Source organism: Actinokineospora sp. HUAS TT18 (genome assembly GCF_051364635.1).
Lineage (GTDB): Bacteria > Actinomycetota > Actinomycetes > Mycobacteriales > Pseudonocardiaceae > Actinokineospora.
Genome location: NZ_CP195645.1, coordinates 2,492,509 through 2,510,982, shown reverse-complemented (window position 1 = coordinate 2,510,982; position 18,474 = coordinate 2,492,509). Strand labels below are relative to the sequence as shown.

The 18,474-nt window shown below is 67.7% G+C and carries 15 protein-coding genes; 13 read left to right on the top strand and 2 right to left on the bottom strand.

Annotated elements, in window-relative coordinates:
- Nucleotides 1-289 precede the first annotated feature (289 nt).
- The 4 genes from ACSHT8_RS11105 to ACSHT8_RS11090 all read left to right on the top strand — a co-directional run bounded on the left by ACSHT8_RS11105 (nucleotide 290) and on the right by ACSHT8_RS11090 (nucleotide 6,881).
- A complete protein-coding gene (locus tag ACSHT8_RS11105) occupies nucleotides 290-3,169 on the top strand; it encodes a right-handed parallel beta-helix repeat-containing protein (protein WP_436500310.1) in 2,880 nt (959 codons plus the stop codon).
- A 151-nt stretch (nucleotides 3,170-3,320) separates the two neighbouring features.
- A complete protein-coding gene (locus tag ACSHT8_RS11100; protein WP_436500308.1) occupies nucleotides 3,321-4,514 on the top strand; it encodes an alpha/beta hydrolase in 1,194 nt (397 codons plus the stop codon).
- A gap of 112 nt (nucleotides 4,515-4,626) precedes the next feature.
- A complete protein-coding gene (locus tag ACSHT8_RS11095) occupies nucleotides 4,627-6,549 on the top strand; it encodes a hypothetical protein (RefSeq protein ID WP_436500306.1) in 1,923 nt (640 codons plus the stop codon).
- An 11-nt stretch (nucleotides 6,550-6,560) separates the two neighbouring features.
- Entirely contained in the window at nucleotides 6,561-6,881 is a 321-nt protein-coding gene (locus tag ACSHT8_RS11090) for an L-rhamnose mutarotase (protein WP_436500305.1), read from the top strand.
- Nucleotides 6,882-7,017: 136 nt separating this feature from the next.
- Here ACSHT8_RS11090 and ACSHT8_RS11085 read toward each other — a convergent pair whose 3' ends face one another.
- Entirely contained in the window at nucleotides 7,018-8,325 is a 1,308-nt protein-coding gene (locus ACSHT8_RS11085; RefSeq protein ID WP_436500303.1) for an ABC transporter substrate-binding protein, read from the bottom strand.
- A 172-nt stretch (nucleotides 8,326-8,497) separates the two neighbouring features.
- On the opposite strand from ACSHT8_RS11085, the gene ACSHT8_RS11080 reads away from it, so the two are divergent.
- The 7 genes from ACSHT8_RS11080 (at nucleotide 8,498) to ACSHT8_RS11050 (ending at nucleotide 14,025) form a co-directional block, all read left to right on the top strand.
- Complete coding sequence (locus ACSHT8_RS11080) at nucleotides 8,498-9,271, top strand: ribonuclease activity regulator RraA (protein ID WP_436500301.1); 774 nt, start codon at nucleotides 8,498-8,500, stop codon at nucleotides 9,269-9,271.
- Nucleotides 9,268-10,212, top strand: a complete 945-nt coding sequence (locus tag ACSHT8_RS11075) for a carbohydrate ABC transporter permease (RefSeq protein ID WP_436500299.1) — start codon at nucleotides 9,268-9,270, stop codon at nucleotides 10,210-10,212. Before ACSHT8_RS11080 ends, ACSHT8_RS11075 begins: the two co-directional genes overlap by 4 nt.
- A complete protein-coding gene (locus tag ACSHT8_RS11070; protein WP_436500298.1) occupies nucleotides 10,209-11,054 on the top strand; it encodes a carbohydrate ABC transporter permease in 846 nt (281 codons plus the stop codon). Before ACSHT8_RS11075 ends, ACSHT8_RS11070 begins: the two co-directional genes overlap by 4 nt.
- Nucleotides 11,055-11,122: 68 nt before the next feature.
- Nucleotides 11,123-11,269: a hypothetical protein gene (locus ACSHT8_RS11065; protein ID WP_436500296.1), complete on the top strand. Its 147-nt coding sequence runs from the start codon at nucleotides 11,123-11,125 to the stop codon at nucleotides 11,267-11,269.
- Nucleotides 11,270-11,364: 95 nt separating this feature from the next.
- Nucleotides 11,365-12,363, top strand: coding sequence for a Gfo/Idh/MocA family protein (locus ACSHT8_RS11060; RefSeq protein ID WP_436500294.1), 999 nt, complete (start codon nucleotides 11,365-11,367; stop codon nucleotides 12,361-12,363).
- A 269-nt stretch (nucleotides 12,364-12,632) separates the two neighbouring features.
- On the top strand, nucleotides 12,633-13,358 hold the full coding sequence (locus tag ACSHT8_RS11055; protein ID WP_436500292.1) for a hypothetical protein: 726 nt from the start codon (nucleotides 12,633-12,635) through the stop codon (nucleotides 13,356-13,358).
- Between the two features lie 70 nt (nucleotides 13,359-13,428).
- A complete protein-coding gene (locus ACSHT8_RS11050) occupies nucleotides 13,429-14,025 on the top strand; it encodes a malonic semialdehyde reductase (RefSeq protein ID WP_436500290.1) in 597 nt (198 codons plus the stop codon).
- 48 nt (nucleotides 14,026-14,073) lie between these two features.
- On the opposite strand, the gene ACSHT8_RS11045 is transcribed toward ACSHT8_RS11050, so the two are convergent.
- On the bottom strand, nucleotides 14,074-15,504 hold the full coding sequence (locus ACSHT8_RS11045; protein WP_436500288.1) for an LVIVD repeat-containing protein: 1,431 nt from the start codon (nucleotides 15,502-15,504) through the stop codon (nucleotides 14,074-14,076).
- 164 nt (nucleotides 15,505-15,668) lie between these two features.
- Here ACSHT8_RS11045 and ACSHT8_RS11040 point away from each other — a divergent pair, with 164 nt between their 5' ends.
- Both ACSHT8_RS11040 and thrS read left to right on the top strand, forming a co-directional pair.
- Nucleotides 15,669-16,310: a DUF305 domain-containing protein gene (locus tag ACSHT8_RS11040; RefSeq protein WP_436500286.1), complete on the top strand. Its 642-nt coding sequence runs from the start codon at nucleotides 15,669-15,671 to the stop codon at nucleotides 16,308-16,310.
- A gap of 113 nt (nucleotides 16,311-16,423) precedes the next feature.
- Entirely contained in the window at nucleotides 16,424-18,445 is a 2,022-nt protein-coding gene (thrS, locus tag ACSHT8_RS11035) for a threonine--tRNA ligase (protein ID WP_436500284.1), read from the top strand.
- The last annotated feature ends 29 nt before the right edge of the window (nucleotides 18,446-18,474 follow it).

The following is an 18,474-nucleotide window of genomic DNA, read 5'->3' as shown; positions in this document are numbered from 1 at the left end:
TCGGTCAGGCCCGCGCCGTAGTGCGGCGCGTGTCGAAGCGGCGGATGTCTGCCGCCCATGCCGCGTCGAGGACGTTCTCGGCCTGGTCGGGTCCCGCGCCCAGGGGTCGCGGTCCCGAATCCGGGACCGGCTGGTTCGAGCCGTGCACCGGTCATCGGTCCTCCATGTCGCCTGCCCGTCGCCGGTGCCGATGTGGTCGAGACCCTTGACGGATGTCGATAGCGATTCTAGCTTATCGCCAATCGATAACTGAGGAGGCTTGGTGAACGGACGCCGAAGTAGTCGGCCGTTGAGGGCCATCGCTGTCTGGACGTCCACGGCGGTAGTCGCCGCCGCGGCGCTGACCGGGGGATTTGGGGCCGCGCCGCGGGCGCACGCGCAGGCCGGGGTGCAGTACTACGTCTCCACGACAGGAAGCGACGCCACTGGTGACGGCTCGGTCACCAAGCCTTGGGCGAGCGTGCAGAAGGCGAGGGACGCCGTCCGCGGGCAGTTGGCCGGGATGTCCTCGGACATCACCGTCAACATCGCCCCCGGCGACTACTACCAGACCAGCACGATCTCTTTCACTGACGCCGACTCCGGCCAGAACGGCTTCAACGTCGTCTACAAGTCCAGCGGTGCCGTGGGCAGCGCCCGGTTCTTCGGCGGCCAGCCCGTCACCGGCTGGAACGTGTATCAGGGCGGGATCTACCGCGCGAACATCGGCGCAGGAAAATCGCTGAACACGCTGTACGAGAGCGGCACCCGGGCCACCCTGGCCCGGTACCCGAACTACCAGTACGACTCGGCCTACCCCATGGCGCAGGCGCCCTACCTCAAGTCGACGGGCACGGTGGGGTCGTTCACCCAGTTGACCTACGGCGCCACCGACCTGGCACCCATCACCTGGGCCAATCCGGCCGGAGCCAGCGTCGGCATCTGGTCCTCCATCAACAACAACGTGGCCTGGTTCACCGACAAGACCCCGATCACCGCCGTCGACACAGTGAACCGCGTCCTGACCCTCAACCCGAAGACGCGCTACTCGATCGGTTCGACCTCCCGCTACTACGTCCAGGGCATGCTCGAGTTGCTCGACCAGCCTGGCGAGTTCTACTACGACCCGGCGTCGGGCTACCTCTACTACTACCCGCGCACCGGTGACATCAACGCCCAGACGATCATCGCACCGTCAGTGCAGAAGCTGGTCTCGGTCACGGGTGCCTCGGACACCGCGCGGGCACACCACATCAAGTTCGACGGCCTGACCTTCGGGATGACCGACTTCACCTCGTGGTTCCGGCACGCCCACGTCTCGGATGGCGACTCGGGGGAGGGGCACCTGTATCGCCAGTACGACCGGCAGATCAACCTCCCGCAGAACCGGACCGGCATGGTGTTCCTGGAGAACACCAACAACATCACGATCACGAACTCCCACCTGACGAATTCCGGGTTCTCCGGGATCTACATGCTGTTCGCGAACCAGAACACCACCATCAGCAACAACTGGTTCGACCACATCGGTCACTCCGGTGTGTACATCGAGGGCCGCTATCCCGGTGAAGGGGACGTGGCCACCCAGAACACCATCAGCAACAGCCTGTTCGCACAGGTGGGTGAACTCGTCGGCCACGGCAGCGGCGTGTATCTGATCAACACCAGCAGCAACACGCTGACCAATCTGGAGATCTATGACAGCCCCAGATACGCGGTGGTGCTCGACGCGTACGTCAACATCGAGCCGCAGACCAACGTCTACGCCAAGAACAACCTGGTGCGCGGTGTACGCGTGCACGACGCGGCCCAGGACAGCGGCGACACCGCCCCCATCTACTCATGGGGCCTCAGCGACAGCGCGCCCTATCTGTCGAACAAGTGGGAGCAGATCACCGTTAACCACTCGTGGGCACACCCGTCGATGCGCGACCTTCCGCCGAACGGGGTCTTCATGGACGACGACACATCCGGGCAGGTCTTCACCAACGTCCAGGTGTCCGACAGCCAAGGCGTGAACCAGCGCGTCAACTCGTCCGGCTCGTTCGTCTACACGAACGTCAGCTGGGGCGCCGGTTTCACCGAGTCGGGGATGGACTACGCGAACATCGGTCTGACGAGCGCGTTCCCGTATCCCGGTGGGGAATCGTTCGTGGGTGACTTCCGCAATGGGTTGACCAACTGGTCGGCCGGCAAGGGTTCGCCGAGCACGAGTACGGCGGTGCAGCACAGTGACACCCCGAGCTTCGCGCAGTCCGGCGACATGAGCGTGATCTACAACGAGTTCACCCGGTCGCAGCGCAAACGGGTCAGCCTGTGGTTCTACGACGACGCGGCCCAGACCTCGCTCAACGCTGTGGCCCGGGTGGACAGCGGCGGCTGGAACGGCGCCGGATGGCGCGGTCTCGGCGTGAAGGCGTCGACGTCGACATCCAAGTACGTCTACCGCGTCGACGGGACCGTGACCGCGACCAACGTCCCGCGCACCACCGGTTGGCACGAGCTGTCGTGGGACTACCACGCCGCGGGTGTCGACATGTTCATCGACGGGAAGCTCGTCGCCGCGCCTGCCGGTCTCACCCAGTTCAACACGATCGCGATGGGCGACTGGTGGGCCGACACCGCCGCGGGCACCGCGTACTGGGGCGACGTCGTCGTCGACACCCACGCCGAGGACTTCGAGCACGGCCTCGGCGCCTTCACCGCCAAGAAGGGCGCCGCGTCGACGTCGACTACCAGGGCGAAGAGCGGGTCGTCGTCCTATGCCCTCAACGAAGACACCGATGTCGTCGCCACCACGATCCGTGGCAAGCACTACGAGGTCGCCGAGTTGTGGTTCTACGACGACGGCGCCGCCAACGCCCTGCAGATGGCCAGGGTCGATGACGGCACGTGGGACTCCAGCACGTCGTGGCGTGGCCTCGGAGTCGACACCGGGGTGTCGGCGGGCAACTACGTCTACCGGGTCGGGGCCACGACAACGGCCACTTCGGTGGCGCGAACGACCGGGTGGCACCGCCTCACCTGGGACTACCGGTCCGGCGCGAAAGCGGTGATGTCGATCGACGGCACCGTGGTCGCCCAGCCCACCGGGGTTCGACAGTTCAACATGATCGCCATGGGCGACTGGTGGGCTGACGGAAGGACTGGAGCGGCCAGTTGGGACCACCTGACCGTCTCCGGAAAGTGACCGACGCGCTGGGCAAGGCGTAGGTCACGGGCGGGGGTCGCACCAACCGCACTGGTGCGACCCCCGCTGTCGCATGCTCTGGTTTGACGAAGCCGGATCAGCGAATACTTTCAGACACATGTCCGCCGCTCCGCCTCGTAGGAGACGCACCATGATTCGCGGCTGGAAGACGCCCCTGGCAGGGCAGCGCACGGTCATCGCCGCTGCCGTCGGCGCGCTCGCTGGCCCGGCGGAACAAGGTCCCGATCCGGTGCTCCTCTGGCCGAACGGAGCGCCGGACGCGGTGGGAGACGAGGACGCCGACAAGCCCTCGATCCGGATCTACCAGCCCGACGGGGAGCCGACGGGAACAGCCGTCGTGGTCTGCCCGGGTGGCGGTTACGGGGCGCTGTCGAATCACGAAGGGCAGCCGGTGGCCAAGTGGTTGACCACATTCGGCGTGACAGCGGCCGTGCTCCGCTATCGGCTGGGGCCGAGGTACCGCCATCCGGCGCCGCTGCGGGACGTCTCGCGCGCGATTCGCTACCTGCGGGCGTATGCGGGCGAATGGGGGATCGCGGCGAACCGAGTGGGCGTGATGGGTCTCTCGGCGGGCGGGCACCTGGCAGCGACGGTTTCCACCCAGTTCGACGCGGGCGAGCCTGATAGTGACGACCAGATCGAACGCGAAAGCAGCAGGCCCGACTTCTCGATCCTGTGCTACCCGGTGATCAGCTTCGCCGCGGACTCCGTCCATTCCGTGTCGGCGCGGAATCTGCTCGGTGAGGACCCGGACCCGGCGCTGCTGGAATCGGTGTCGAGCGAGACGCGGGTGACCAAGCGGACGCCGCCGGCGTTCCTGTTCCACACCGCCGAAGACCAGGCGGTGTCGGTGCGGAACTGCCTGGCCTACCACCGAGCGCTGGTAAAGCAGGGTGTGCCCGCTGAATTGCACATCTATCAGAACGGACCGCACGGGGTGGGCCTCGCTTCCGGTGATCCGGTGCTGGCCACGTGGAAGGAGCGGCTGCGCGACTGGCTGCGGGTGAACGGACTTCTCGGCGACAGCGAGCGCGCCGAAGTACGCGGGACCGTGACGCTCAACGGTGAGCCGCTGCGGTGGGGGTCGGTCGCGTTCATCCCGGAGGACGGGCGACTGCCGAGCGCGTTCACGATGGTGTCGCAGGGCGAGTACGCGTTCGCGTCCGCGTCCGCGCCCGCAGTGGGGAAGTACCGCGTCGTCGTCTACAACCTCGGGACGGTGGAGCGACCGACGATCGGGGACGCGGATTGTCTGACGCAGATCGCCCTGTGTGTCGACATTGTCGAGGGTATGAACATGTTCGATCTCGTATTCACTCACTAGGCGGGTCCACACAGGACCCCTCGGTGGTTGGGTCTGTTTGACGGTCTCCGACCCTGCGGCTAGATTTCACATAATCGATAACTGATGATGCCGTCACGCGGGGGTCACAGACATGGCCGAGGCCATCACCACCATCACCGCGACCACCCCGGTCGTGCGGCCGCCGACCTGGGCGGTCCTCGAACGCGAGCTGTTCCGGCGGCTGGACGGGGCATGGCGGCGCTTCGAGTCGCTGTACTGCGCCGACGACGGGTCACTGCGCTACGACGGGCGCACGTTCGGCCGCGACGGCGCCGACGACTTCTACGAACCGTTCTTCAACTGGCCCACCCTGTACCAGCTCGGCGGCGCCGACGACCTGCTGCAGTCGTGCAAGCACCACTGGCGTGGGGTGACCGCCCAGCTCACCGCCCGCGGCATGCTCACCGACGACTACGAGAACGGCTACGACTGGTTCCACCAGGGCGAGTCGATGCTGTTCCTCTACGCCCTGTGCGCCGCCGACCCGGCCGACGCGGAGTTCCGCGACCACGCCATCCGCTTCGCGGAGCTGTTCCTGGCTGACTCTCCAACAGGCAACTACGACGCCGCGAGGCGGATGATGCGCGCGCCGCATGTCGGCGCACTCGGACCCCGGCCCGGCCTGGGAGAGGACTTTCCGTACAGCGCGGACCGCGTCGGGATGAAGCCCTACGGGCTGCCGCTGCGTGACCTGGCGGGCATCACCACCTGGGACGACCTGGCCGACCCGGCCAACGCCCGCCGCATGCGCGAGGCCATGGACGCCCGCCTCGGCGCGGGCGACGTCCCGTTGAACCTCGCCGCCACATCGCTGGCGGTCAACGCGTGGCTCTACGACCACGACCCCCGCTTCGCCGACTTCGTGTCCGACTACGTCGGGGCCTGGCGCGAGCGGGCCCGCGCGAACGGTGGCCTCATTCCCGACAACATCGGTCCTTCCGGCATGGTGGGGGAGCTGCACGGGGGCCGATGGTTCGGCGGCCACTACGGCTGGACCTGGCCACACGGCCTGCACAGCGTCGGCGCGGCCGCATTGATCGGCGCGATCAGCGCCACCATGGTGACCGGGTCGACAGACTTCCTCGACTTGCCCAGGCGGTGTCTGGACACAGCGCTGGAGCACGCGCGGACCACCGTGATGGACCCGCTGGACGCCTCTCTGTATGCCTCGTGGGCCGACCGACTCGGCGCCGACGCGACCGCTGAGCTGCTACTCGTGCCCTATCGCGTCCACGACGGCGGCTGGTTCGACCACCAGCCGCTGCAGCCCGCGTTCCCGGCCTGGCTGTGGTGGACGGGCCGCGATCCCCGCGACCAGAACACGCTGGACCGCCTCGCCGCCGAGTCGGGCTACGACTGGACCGCGGTGCGGGCGTTCCGAGACAAAGAGGAGGCCGGGCACGAGGCGCCCTGGCTCACCTATCTTCGCGGCACCAACCCCGACTACCCGGAGCAGGCCCTGGCCATGGCCCTGGGGCAGGTCAACCGGCAGCTCGCACTCATGGACCGGTTTCCCACGCCGCCCGTCGGCGACGACATCCACTGGTGGCAGCGGCTCAATCCGGTGGTCACCGAGGTGCTGACCCAACTGGTCAGCGGCGCGCCGCAACTGCTCTACAACGGAGGGCTGCCGCTGGCGCAGTTGCGCTGGGCCGATCCGCTGCGCGGCCGTCCCGGTCTGCCCGACCAGGTCGCCGCGCTGGTCGACGAGATCGGCGCCACCCACACGTCGGTCATCGTGGTGAACCTCGACCCGTTCGCCGACAAGACCGTCGAGGTCATCGGCGGCGGCTACGGCGAGCACCCCATCGTGGCGGTGTCCTACGACGTGTTCAGCGGCGACTACCCGGGCGGATCCCGGACCTACTCGCCGCCGACCGGCGAGGTCGCCGAGCGACACGAGCCTGTCCGAGGCAGGCTGCGCATCCACCTTCCGGCGGGGACCCAGGTCCGTCTCCGCCTCGAACACCAGCGGTTCGGCGCCCGCCCCCGTCACCAGAACACCGCGGTTTGAAAGGGAACGCCATGGAGGTCGTCGTCACCCGCACCAGGCTGCGCGAGGGACGTGAGCTCGACTACGAGGCCGCCCACAGCGTGCTGCCGGAAGACGTTCGAGCCGACCTCGTCGCACGCGGCATCGTCGACTGGAAGATCTTCCGCGACGGTCGCGACCTGATCCACGTCATCACCGCCGACCCGTCCTACGAGTCGTTCCGCACGGCCGTGCTGGACCCCGAGATCGGCGCGCGCTGGCACCGGGCCATGAGCCCGTATGTCGAGCCGCCGGGGGAGGGGCAGACCACCGGTCCACTGAGTCTCATCTGGAACCTCGCCGACGAGCTGTGATCGTGGAAAGGCTGTGGCCCCAGTGCGTACACACTGGGGCCACAGCCTTTCCCAACCGGGGACGGCAGGACCGGGTGCGCGGGGGAGGCACCAGGTCCTGCCGTCGTGCTCGGGCCGGGTGACCCGAGCACGAGGACTACGCCTTGCAGGACTTGTTGTCCGCGGCGTACTTGTCGGCGTTCTTCAGGACCTGGTCCGGGCCGATCTTGCCCAGTTGCATCGCCTGCAGGTCATTCGACAGCGGCGTGCGGTAGTTGCCCAGCGGGGGCTGCACGGCCATGGTGCCGCCGAAGTGCGGGATCTGGGGCAACTCCTTGATCAGGTCGGCGATCTGCTTGTCGATGGGACCGCCGGTCCAGGTGATGGGGTCGTTCTTGGCCGAGATCAGCGAGTCCGCCTTCAGCACTTCGGCCGCGCCCTCGCCGGTTGTGAGGAACTTGGCCAGCTCGATGGCCTCCTTCTGGTGCTTGGTGGACTCCGAGACCGCGATGGCGCCGTCGTTGACCGAGATGGCCTGCTTGCCGGTCATGGTCGGCCAGACCGTCACGCCGAAGTCATCGGCGTTGGGCAGTTTCTGCAGCGCCGCGGCCGTCCACGAGCCCGACGGGTAGAAAGCGGCCTTGCCTCCGCTGAACAGGGCCTGGTCGTCGGGGTAGTTCGTGCTCAGGTAACCCTCCGGCAGGTAACCCTTCTTCGCCCAGTCCTGCCAGGACGCGGTGAGCTTCTGAAAGACCGGGTCGCCGCTGTAGTTCGACGTGCCCTCACACAGGTTGGCCCAGAAGTCGGGGTCGGACTGGAACTTCGTGGAGGCGGCCGACCACAGCAGCGCGGTCGCGGGCCACGGAGCCTGGCCCGCCGAGGCCATCGGCGTGATGCCCGCGCCCTTGACCTTCGCCAGCGCGGCGTCGAACTCGTCGAGGCTCTTGGGCACGTCGGTGACGCCCGCCTGCGCCAGCAGCTTCTTGTTGTAGTACACGAGGTTCTGCGGCTGGAGGGAGAAGTACATCGCCCAGACCTTGTCCTTGTAGGTCTGGCGCTCGTTCGGGCTCAGACCAGCGATCGCCGGGTCGTCGGGCGCGAACCCGTGCAGGACGCCGCTGTTGACGTACTTCTGCGTCAGCGCGCCGCCATAGAACATCACATCCGGGACCCGGCGGCTCACGATGAGCGAGTCAAGCGAACTGCCCGCGGTCTTGTTGTTGGCGTCGAGGACCTTGACGGTGACGTTGGGGTGCTTCTCGCGGAACTTCGCGAACTGCTGCTCGAACAACGGTGCGGAGAGCGTCGGCGTCACGCCCACGTAGAAGGTCAGCTCGACCTTCTCGCTGGACCCGCCCGCCGCCGAGTTCGATCCGCATGCCGAGACGCCGGCGGCCAAGACAGCGGCCGCCGCCACTCCGGCCAGCAGCTTGGTGGACCGCTTCCTGCTTCCGTCCTGCGCCATGGCTTCCTCCATTTTCCGTATCCCAGTGTCCTCCGGCTGAGGGGTGGGAGGAACCTAGCAAACTATTATCGATTAATGCTAGGGTCACAGCCACTTCATCTTGCCGGCGCGGCGCGGACGCTCCGCCGCACAGCTACCAGGAGGGCAAATGCCCAGCTCACCGCCCACTTCTGTGCCTGAATTGCCGGTCCGTGGGGAGCCGTTCGAACGCGCGTCCGCCGATGAACTCGCTCTCCTCGATGGCATCGGTTCGGCCAGCGTCTGCGCGAAGCTGCACGGCCAGGGCATCCGGCGCACCTTCATCCAGGGGCCCAAGCCGCTCGAACTCGGACAGCGGATCGTCGGCTCCGCTGTAACCCTTCAGTTCATGCCGCAGCGCGAGGACGTGTTCTCCGGAATGGAGGAGGAGTACGTCGAGCGCGGCACCGCGCTCTGGGCGGTGCTGGAGTCGATCCAGCCGTCGGACGTACTGGTCATCCAGGCGTACGCGAGCCCGTTCACCGGGTGTGTCGGGGACATGCTGGTCCGCTACTTCCGCAAGCGCGGCGGTGCGGGGATGGTCATCGACGGCGCCATTCGCGACACAGCGAAGGTGCGTGAGCTCGGGGTGCCCATCTGGTGTACCGGCAGCACACCGCACTACGCCTCACAGTCCGAACTGTTCCCCTGGGCCTACGACGTGCCGATCGCGGCGGGCGGAGTGCTCGTCGTGCCCGGTGACGTCGTGGTCGCCGACGACGATGGGGCCGTGGTCGTGCCGAGGGCCAGCGTCGCCCAGGTCAGCGCGATCGCCCGCGGCCAGGAGTCCCAGGAGCAGTTCAGCCGCGAGCGCATCGAGCGCGGTGGCCTGCTGCGCGACTATTACCCGCTGAGCGGGTCGGTCTCGCAGGCGGCCTACGAGGACTGGCTGGCAGCCGGCTCGTTCGACAGGGTTTCGGGACGATGAACACCACCACCGAGACCCCGCCGCAGCGTGCCTCGGTGCGTACCGAGGGCCCGACGGTGAGGCGCCGCCGCGGCGTGAAGTCCTCATTCGAGCGGTTCCTCATGACGACGCCCGCCTATGTGATCTACGGCGTGCTGTTCCTGATGCCCGCGCTGTCGACGTTCTACTACTCGATGACGTCCTGGAATGGGCTCACCTTCACCGCCGATTTCATCGGCCTGGACAACTACGAGAAGATCCTCGACGACCCCGGGTTCTCCCAGAGCCTGATCACCACCGCGATCATCGCGGGCGGCGCGACCATCGCGGTGAACGTCCTCGGCCTGGCCTTCGCGCTGCTGCTGCGCTTCCCGGGGCGTACGTCCACGTTGTACCGGGCGGTCATCTTCGCGCCGATCGTGCTCAACGAGGTCGCTGTCGGCTTTCTCTGGCGGGCCATCCTGGGCCACGACGGGGCGCTGAACCACTTGATCACCAGCCTCGGCGGTGGCCCCCTCGAGTGGCTGGGCACCGAGAACCTGGCTGTGCTCAGCGTCGTCATGGTGATCATCTGGCAGTCACTCGGCTTCAACATCGTCATCTACCTCGCGGGTCTGTCGCGGGTGCCGGTCGAGCTGACCGAGGCGGCGATGATCGATGGCGCCAACCGGTGGCAGATCTTCCGTCACGTGACGCTGCCGTCGATCGCACCCGCGGTCACGATCAACGTCGTCTACACCTTCATCGGGCTGCTGCACGAGTACGCGCGCATCCAAGCGCTGACCGCGGGTGGTCCCGCCGGGTCCACGACGACGCTGTCCTTCAAGATCGTCGTCGACGGTCTGCAGGACGGTATGCCCGCGACCGCCTCCGCGCAGGCGGCGATCCTGTCCATCACAACGGTGGTCCTGGCCTTGTTGGTCCTGGGCTACCTGCGTCGGCGAGAGAGCAACATGCGATGAACACCATCCACGGCACCCGACGCCGCGTCTTCGGGCGGCACAGCTTCCTCGTGGTGGTGACCGTTCTTCTGTCGCTGCCGCTGTACATCCTGCTCATCAACGCGTTCAAGTCCGAAGAGGACATCATCACCGACCCGCTCGGGTTCGGCGTATCGGGACTGACGCTGGACAACCTGACCAACGCGTTCACCTCGCCCTCGTTCGACGTGCCCGCGGGCTACCTGAACAGCCTGTGGATCACGGCAGGCACCGTGGTCGGCTGTGTGCTCCTCGGCGGCATGTGCTCCTACGTGCTGGCCCGCGCTCGCGGCAAGTCCGCCGTGGTGGGGTACACGGTGCTCGTGTGTGGTCTGCTGGTGCCGACCCAGACGATGCTGATCCCGCTGGTGTACCTGCTCTACACGATGGACCTGCTGGGCTCCCCGGTCGGCGTCGTACTCTTCGAGATCGCCGCGAGGCTGCCGTTCACCGTCCTTGTCTACACCGGATTCATCCGAGCGATCCCGCGAGAACTGGACGAGGCGGCGGCGATCGATGGGGTCGGAGTCTTCGGCACCTACTGGCGAATCATCTTCCCGCTGCTCAAGCCCGCGACCGCGTCCATCGCGATCTTCGTCGGCATCGGGGCGTGGAACGACTACCTCAACCCGTCGGTCATCCTCGGACCCGGCGAGGTGCAGACGATCACGACCGGGCTCTACGCCGCGGTCGGCCCGACGACGACGAGCTTCGAGCAGGTCTTCGCCTTCGTCTGGATCGCGAGCATCCCGACCCTCATCTTCTACGCGTTCATGCAGCGCTACTTCATCAGCGGCCTGTCCGACGGCGCGCTGAAGGGCTGATCCCGACCTTCCCCCACTCACTCCTGCCAGAACTGGGGAACGCCCTACCAACACGTGACCGTCTGCCTGTGGTGGATCTTCGAACCGCCTGCGCCCCCAGGCGCACCGACGCCGACGTCGCCGCCGTGGAGGTCGTGTTCGCCGCGGACCCGGCAACCGATCGGGGCCCGGTCGGCGTTCCCCCGCGCAGGCAGCCGACCACTCCTGGACGCTGAACACCGGCGGCGGCTCCATCTGCCACCCGTCAACGGCACCGACGTCACCTCGGACCGGTCTCGGCGTCCGCACCCGGCGCGGGCATAGTGGAGCGATGAGCAACCGACCCATCCGCTGGGGCATCCTGGGCGCGGGCCGCATCGCCGCGGTCGTGGGCGCCGACATCCAGGCGTCCCCCGGCAGCGAGATCGTCGCCGTCGGCGCCCGCGACGCGGTGCGGGCCGAGGCCTTCGCCGACGCGCTGGGCGTTCCGCGCGCCTACGGCTCCTACGCCGAACTCGTGGCCGACGACGAGGTCGACGTCATCTACCTCGCCACCACGCACGGGCAGCACCACGAGCAGGCGCTGCTCGCGCTGGAGGCGGGCAAGCCGGTGCTGGTGGAGAAGGCGTTCACCCTCACCGCGGGGCAGGCAGGCGAGGTGATCGACCTCGCGCGGGCGCGCGGGCTGTTCTGCATGGAAGCCATGTGGATGCGCACGAACCCGCTCATCCGGCGGGCACTGGAGATCGTGGCGAGCGGCCGGATCGGCGAGGTGCGCAGCGTGTCGGCCGAGCACGGCCAGCTGTTCCCGTTCGACCCGGCGAGCAGGCTCTACGACCTGCAGGTCGGCGGCGGCGCGCTGCTCGACCTCGGCGTGTACTCGGCGACCTTCGCGTGGATCTTCCTCGGCGAACCGCGCCGGGTGCGCACGACCGGGGCGCTGGCGCCGACCGGCACCGACCAGACCCTGGCGATGCAGTGGGAGTACGACGACGACCGCTTCGCCCACGTCGCCTGCACCACCCAGGCCGCGACCCCGTGCCTCGGGCTCGTCGTCGGCACCGGCGGCTCACTGACGCTGGGACGCCCGTTCTACAAGCCCGACACCCTGACGATCGAGACGGTCACCGACGGCCGCCGGGTGTCGGAGACGATCACCGAGCTGCTCCCGGGCAACGGCTACGGGCCGGAGATCGCCGAGGTCGAACGGTGCCTGCGGGAGGGCCTCACCGAGAGCCCACTCATCCCGCTGGACGACACCCTGGCCATCATGCGGCTGATGGACCAGGCCCGCGCCGACCTGGGCGTCCGCTACGACGCCGACGTCTGAGTCCGCCCGATCAGCACCACCGAGCTAGTCGGTAGGTCGCCGCCGCCGGTCTCAGGTGCGCCAACGGGTTTACGGCCACCTGGGCACGACGCATGCCGCCAGGGCCATCGGTCTGAGTACTAGTCGCATGTGCCACACACGCGACAAGGTGGTCGCGCGGTGCCGCCTGTCCAGTGATTCACTCGATCGGATCACGCCGACCGCTCGCAGACCCTTGACCGAAATCGGGTCGGCCTGCGTGAGCCACTTCGGGCACCTACGCTGCCGGAATGCGGACCCGGGTCTCGTTCACGCTCGTCGGCATCGACGCGTCCATCGTTGAAGTGGTTCCGCTGTTGGTGCGGCGGTGGCGTGAACTCAAGTTCGACGACGACGGTGTGGTCCTGGTCGGCACGGAGCGGCGGGAAGGGCTCAGGGTCGAGTCGGGGCGGCACGCGGCGGCGGGGGCGCGCTACAGCCTGGTGACCGTGGGGGAGCGTGCCGGGAACTTCGACATCGAGCTGGTCGAGGACAGCGACACCGTCACCAAGGCCCGGGTCGAGCAGCGTGGGGACGGGTCGGTCGAGATCGAGGTCGCCGATCGGGTGATGGTGCGGTTCGCGGGGGACGTGCCGGGGTCGTGGCCAGTGAAGGGGCATGCGCTCGGGGTGGCCGCGGCCGAGTTGGACGCGCTGCCGGATGGGCCCTTGCCGCAGGTGCATGTGTCCGTTGAGCACTCGCGGATGGTGGGGGACGCCAAGGGGTACGTGCGGGGGACCGACGGCGGTTGGCGCGTCGACCTCGACGTTCACCTGCGGGGACGCGGGGTTACCCGGGTCCTGCTCGGGCCGGTGCTCATGGTCGTCGGCAAGCGGGCGGTGCGGGAGGGGGTCGAGAAGATGGCCCAGGACCTCAACGCCGTCATCAAGGACGGTCCGCTCGATCCGGTGAAGGTGGCCGATCGGGTGGCGGAGGGTTTTCTGGCCTCGGTGGCGCGGTATCGCATCCGCACGTGAGCACCGCCACGAAATAGTCAAGCTCTCAACTAAGTTGCAACGGGGTGAGACCGCCGAAAGGGGCACCCCGATGACCACCGAACTCGCACTGCCGAAGGACGCCCAGGACCTGCTGTTCCGCGGGGCCCGGACCGCCAACGCCTTCTCCGCTGAGCCCGTTGCCGACGAGCAGGTCCGCGCGATCTACGACCTCGTCAAGTGGGCGCCGACCGCGATGAACGCCCAGCCGTTGCGGGTGCTGCTGGTGCGCTCCGACGAGGCGCGTGAACGCCTGCTGCCGCTGATGTCGCCGGGCAACCGGGCCAAGACCGCCGGCGCGCCGCTCATCGCGATCCTCGCCGCGGACACCGACTTCCACGAACACCTGCCGACGCTGTTCCCGCATCTGCCCAACGCCAAGGACTTCTTCACCGACGAGGCCGGGCGCACCGAGACCGCGCGGTTCAACGCCGCGCTGCAGATCGGGTACTTCGTGGTCGGGGTGCGGGCCGCTGGGCTGGCAGCCGGGCCGATGGCCGGGTTCGACGCCGCCGCCGTCGACCGGGAGTTCTTCCCCGACGGGCGCAAGCGTTCACTTGTCGTGGTCAACATCGGCAACCCGGACGAGAGCGGGACGTTCCCGCGCAGCCCGCGGCTGGAGTACGACCAGGTCGTCGAAAGTGTGTGACACGAAAAGAGAGGGGCCCTCGCGGACCCCTCTCTCGTCTGACTGGTGTTACCTCTTGAAGTGGTACTGAGTCTGGACGTTCAACTCGTCCCACTTGTGTCCACGCGCGACGTTGGTGCGGGCGTCGTTGATGTCGATGACGTCGAAGCCCTTGCCGAGGTCGGAGGCGTAGATGTAGCCGTTGTAGTAGTACGCCGACCAGATGCCGCCGCTCTCGTCCGGGTTCGCGGCCGGGCCGCGCTCGAAGAAGCCGATCTCCACCGGGTTGGCCGAGTTGGTGAAGTCGATGACCTGCAGACCGCCCATGTACCAGGCCTGGACCATGATGTCGCGGCCGGGAACGGGAAGCAGCGAGCCGTTGTGGGCGACGCAGTTCTCCTCGTCGGTCTGCGTGCGGTTGATCTTGTAGTAGCTGCGGAACTCCAGCTTGCGGAGGTCGCCGCGGCCGGTGATGTCGTAGATGCCGTCGGCGCCGCGCGTCGCGCCGATCTTCGGGTTGCAGGTGGCCGCGCCGCCGCCGCCGAGCTCGTCGGTGAAGACGACCTTGGTGCCGTCGTTGTTGAACGTGGCCGAGTGCCAGAACGCGAAGTGCGCGTCGTCCTGGATGGTGGTGATGACCCGCGGCTTGGCCCGGTCGGAGATGTCGAACAGCACGCCGTCACCCATGCACGCGCCCGCGGCCAGGTCCTTGGCCGGGTAGACGGTGATGTCGTGGCAGCCGCTGGTCGGCACGACGTAGCCGGTGTCGACGGTGCCCGGCTTGCCGGGGTTGCCGCCGTTGGGGAACAGGTTCGGGGTCGCGACGATCGCCGCGGCGGCCGGGTTGTTCAGCGGGACCTTGATGATGGAGATCTTGTCGTGCGGCGGCTTGCACTTGGAGATCGTCGCCGACGGGCTGTAGGACGAGACGTACAGGTAGACGTCCTTGCCGCGCTTGTCCGGCACCAGCGTGTGCGTGTGCGAGCCGCAGTCGGTCTCGACCGCGGTGATGTACTTCGGGTTCTTCTTGTCGCTGATGTCGAAGATCTTCATGCCCTCCCAGTACGGCTTGGTGCCGTCGTTCTGGGCGACAGAGCTGCAGGAGTTGTCACTGCGGCGTGAGTCGGTGGACAGGAACAGCAGGTTCCCGCTCACCGAGACGTCGTTCTGCGAGCCGGGGCAGAGGACCTGGCTGACGATCGTCGGCTTCTTCGGGTGCTTGATGTCGTAGATCGTGAAGCCGAGGTAGTTGCCCGCGATCGCGTAGTCGCCGGTGAAGGCCAGGTCGGTGCCCACCGACGAGGGGCCTGCCAGCGGCGCGGTCTGGGGGATGTTGGCGATGTGGCTGATGTTGGGGCTGGTGACGATCTCGTCCGGCGCCGGGAATTCGCCCTGTGCGGTGGCAGCAGGCAGGCCCAGCAGCGTCGAGGCGAGGATCGTCGCAGCTCCGATGATCGCCAGAGACGCCGTGCGGCGCCGATCGCGTCGGGGTGAAGGCACGCTGTGTACCCCTCTCGTGGAGTCGGGAACCGCAGTATGACCCGTCGGTCATCTCCTAACCAGCTATATTTGTCGCCTCTTTTCGCCATTTGAGAATGATTTGTTGAAGTCGGTGCGCGGGGGTAGGTTCGCCGCGGCCAATGTTTGTCCGCGAGTGAGGGGTCGTGCTGGTGAAGTCGTTGCGCCATTTGGCCGTCAGTGTTCTCATCGCGGTCACCGCGGTCGGGATCTCGGCCTGTAGCGACGACGTCGCGCGGCCGAACAATCCGGTGCTGCAACCGGGCAAACCGGGAGAAAGCAACAAGACGCTTTCCCCGGACGAGGCGGTCTCCGCCATTCCCGAGTACAAGCCGAACGACGCCGACATCACCTACGTGCGCGACATGATCGTCCACCACCAGCAGGCCATCGAGATGACCGCGCTCGTGCCGGAGCGCGGCAAGGACGAGCAGGTCAAGGGCCTCGCCTCGCGCATCTCCGACGCGCAGCAGCCCGAGATCGAGGCGATGAACCGGTGGCTGAGCACGAACTTCCAGCCGCCCGTCGAGCCCGGCCACGGCCACGCGCCCGCCGACATGCCCGGCATGGCGACGCCGGAGCAGTTGGCCGCGCTGAAGCAGGCGAGCGGGGCTGAGTTCGACCGGCTGTTCCTGCAGCTGATGATCAAGCACCACGAGGGCGCGATCGCCATGGCGAACAAGGTGCGGCAGGGCGGGCAGGACGTGAAGGTCCAGGAGATGGCCGACCACGTCGTGGCCGAGCAGAGCGACGAGATCCGCCGTATGCAGGGGATGCTCGGCGGCTGAGCCGAGTTGTCCACAGGCGGGGCAAACCGGGGAGCGGCCGGTCGGGACGGCTCGATAGCATTCCGGCTGTCGAGGTCACAAGCCCGTGACCGTGTCGAACCCGAGGAGTCACCGTGTCCGAGCAGCCCGCAGCCGTCGCGTCCGCCACGAGCGTGGTGGTGTCGGCGGGCACTACCGCGGGTGCGGCGGTCCGGGAGGCCGGCCTGCCCGGCAAGGGGCCCGACGCGATCGTGGTCGTGCGCGACGCCGACGGCAAGCTGCGCGACCTGTCCTGGAGCCCGGACGCCGAGGTGACGGTCGAGCCGGTCGCCGCCAACACCGAAGACGGCCGCTCGGTCATCCGCCACTCGTGCGCGCACGTGCTGGCCCAGGCCGTGCAGCAGCAGTTCCCGGAGGCCAAGCTCGGCATCGGCCCCCCGGTGCGCGACGGCTTCTACTACGACTTCGCCGTCGAGAAGCCGTTCACCCCGGAGGACCTGCAGGCGCTGGAGAAGCGCATGAAGGCGATCATCAAGGGCTCGCAGCGGTTCTCCCGGCGCGTACTCGAGTCGGTCGAGGCCGCCAAGCAGGAGTTGGCCGCCGAGCCGTTCAAGCTTGAACTGGTCGACATCAAGAGCGACGTCGACGACGCCGAGGTGATGGAGGTCGGCGGCGGCGAGCTGACGATCTACGACAACCTCGACCCGCGCAGCGGCGAGCAGGTCTGGGGCGACCTGTGCCGCGGCCCGCACGTGCCCACGACCAAGCACATCCCGGCGTTCAAGCTGACCAGGGTCGCCGCGGCGTACTGGCGGGGCAACGAGAACAACCCGCAGCTCCAGCGCGTCTACGGCACCGCTTGGGAGTCGCAGGAGGCGCTCGACGAGCACATGGAGCGCATCGCCGAGGCCGAGCGCCGCGACCACCGCAAGCTCGGCGTCGAGCTGGACCTGTTCAGCTTCCCCGACGAGCTGGGCTCCGGCCTCGCCGTGTTCCACCCCAAGGGCGGCATCATCCGCCGCGAGCTGGAGACCTACGCGCGCCGCAGGCACGAGGAATCGGGCTACGAGTTCGTCAACACCCCGCACATCAGCAAGAGCGGGCTGTTCCACACCTCGGGCCACCTGCCCTACTACGCGGACACGATGTTCCCGCCGATCCAGTTCGAGGGCGAGGACTACTACCTCAAGGCCATGAACTGCCCGATGCACAACCTGATCTTCCGGTCGCGCGGGCGGTCCTACCGCGAGCTGCCGCTGCGGCTGTTCGAGTTCGGCACGGTGTACCGGTACGAGAAGTCCGGCGTCGTGCACGGCCTGACCCGGGTCCGCGGCCTGACCATGGACGACTCCCACATCTACTGCACCAAGGAGCAGATGCCCGGTGAGCTGCGGTCGCTGCTGAAGTTCGTGCTCGACCTGCTCGCCGACTACGGCCTGAGCGACTTCTACCTGGAACTGTCCACCAGGGACGACTCGCCGAAGTTCATCGGCGACCCGAAGGAGTGGGAAGAGGCCACCGAGACGCTGCGCCAGGCCGCGGTGGACTCCGGCCTGGAACTCGTCCCCGACCCGGGCGGCGCGGCCTACTACGGTCCGAAGATCTCCGTGCAGGCCAAGGACGCGATCGGCCGGTCGTGGCAGATGTCGACCATCCAGCTCGACTTCAACCAGCCCAAGCGGTTCGAGTTGGAGTACACCGCGCCGGACGGGTCCCGCCAGCAGCCGATCATGATCCACCGTGCGCTGTTCGGCTCGATCGAGCGGTTCTTCGGCGTGCTCACCGAGCACTACGCGGGCGCGTTCCCGGCGTGGCTGGCGCCGGTGCAGGTCATGGGCATCCCGGTCGCCGAGGACCACGTCGAGCACCTGCTGCAGGTGGCGAAGGCGTTGCGCGCCAAGGGGATCCGGGTCGAGGTCGACGCCTCCGACGACCGGATGCAGAAGAAGATCCGCACGCACACCATGCAGAAGGTCCCGTTCATGCTGCTGGCGGGCGCCAAGGACGTGGAGTCGGGCTCGGTGTCGTTCCGCTTCCGCGACGGCACCCAGGTCAACGGCGTCCCGGTCGACCAGGCGGTCGCGGCGATCGAGGACTGGATCACGCGCCGGGTGAACGAGTCGCCGACGGCGGAGAAGTTCGCGCAGGCTGAGTGAGGTTGGGGGAGCGGCCGCTAGGTCGCTCC

Coding starts and splice junctions, on each gene's coding strand:
- ACSHT8_RS11085 (WP_436500303.1), bottom strand. CDS start 8,325: ATGGCGCAGGACGGAAGCAGGAAGCGGTCCACCAAGCTGCTGGCCGGA.
- ACSHT8_RS11055 (WP_436500292.1), top strand. CDS start 12,633: ATGCGGACCCGGGTCTCGTTCACGCTCGTCGGCATCGACGCGTCCATC.
- ACSHT8_RS11070 (WP_436500298.1), top strand. CDS start 10,209: ATGAACACCATCCACGGCACCCGACGCCGCGTCTTCGGGCGGCACAGC.
- ACSHT8_RS11060 (WP_436500294.1), top strand. CDS start 11,365: ATGAGCAACCGACCCATCCGCTGGGGCATCCTGGGCGCGGGCCGCATC.
- ACSHT8_RS11095 (WP_436500306.1), top strand. CDS start 4,627: ATGGCCGAGGCCATCACCACCATCACCGCGACCACCCCGGTCGTGCGG.
- ACSHT8_RS11100 (WP_436500308.1), top strand. CDS start 3,321: ATGATTCGCGGCTGGAAGACGCCCCTGGCAGGGCAGCGCACGGTCATC.
- ACSHT8_RS11050 (WP_436500290.1), top strand. CDS start 13,429: ATGACCACCGAACTCGCACTGCCGAAGGACGCCCAGGACCTGCTGTTC.
- ACSHT8_RS11090 (WP_436500305.1), top strand. CDS start 6,561: ATGGAGGTCGTCGTCACCCGCACCAGGCTGCGCGAGGGACGTGAGCTC.
- ACSHT8_RS11075 (WP_436500299.1), top strand. CDS start 9,268: ATGAACACCACCACCGAGACCCCGCCGCAGCGTGCCTCGGTGCGTACC.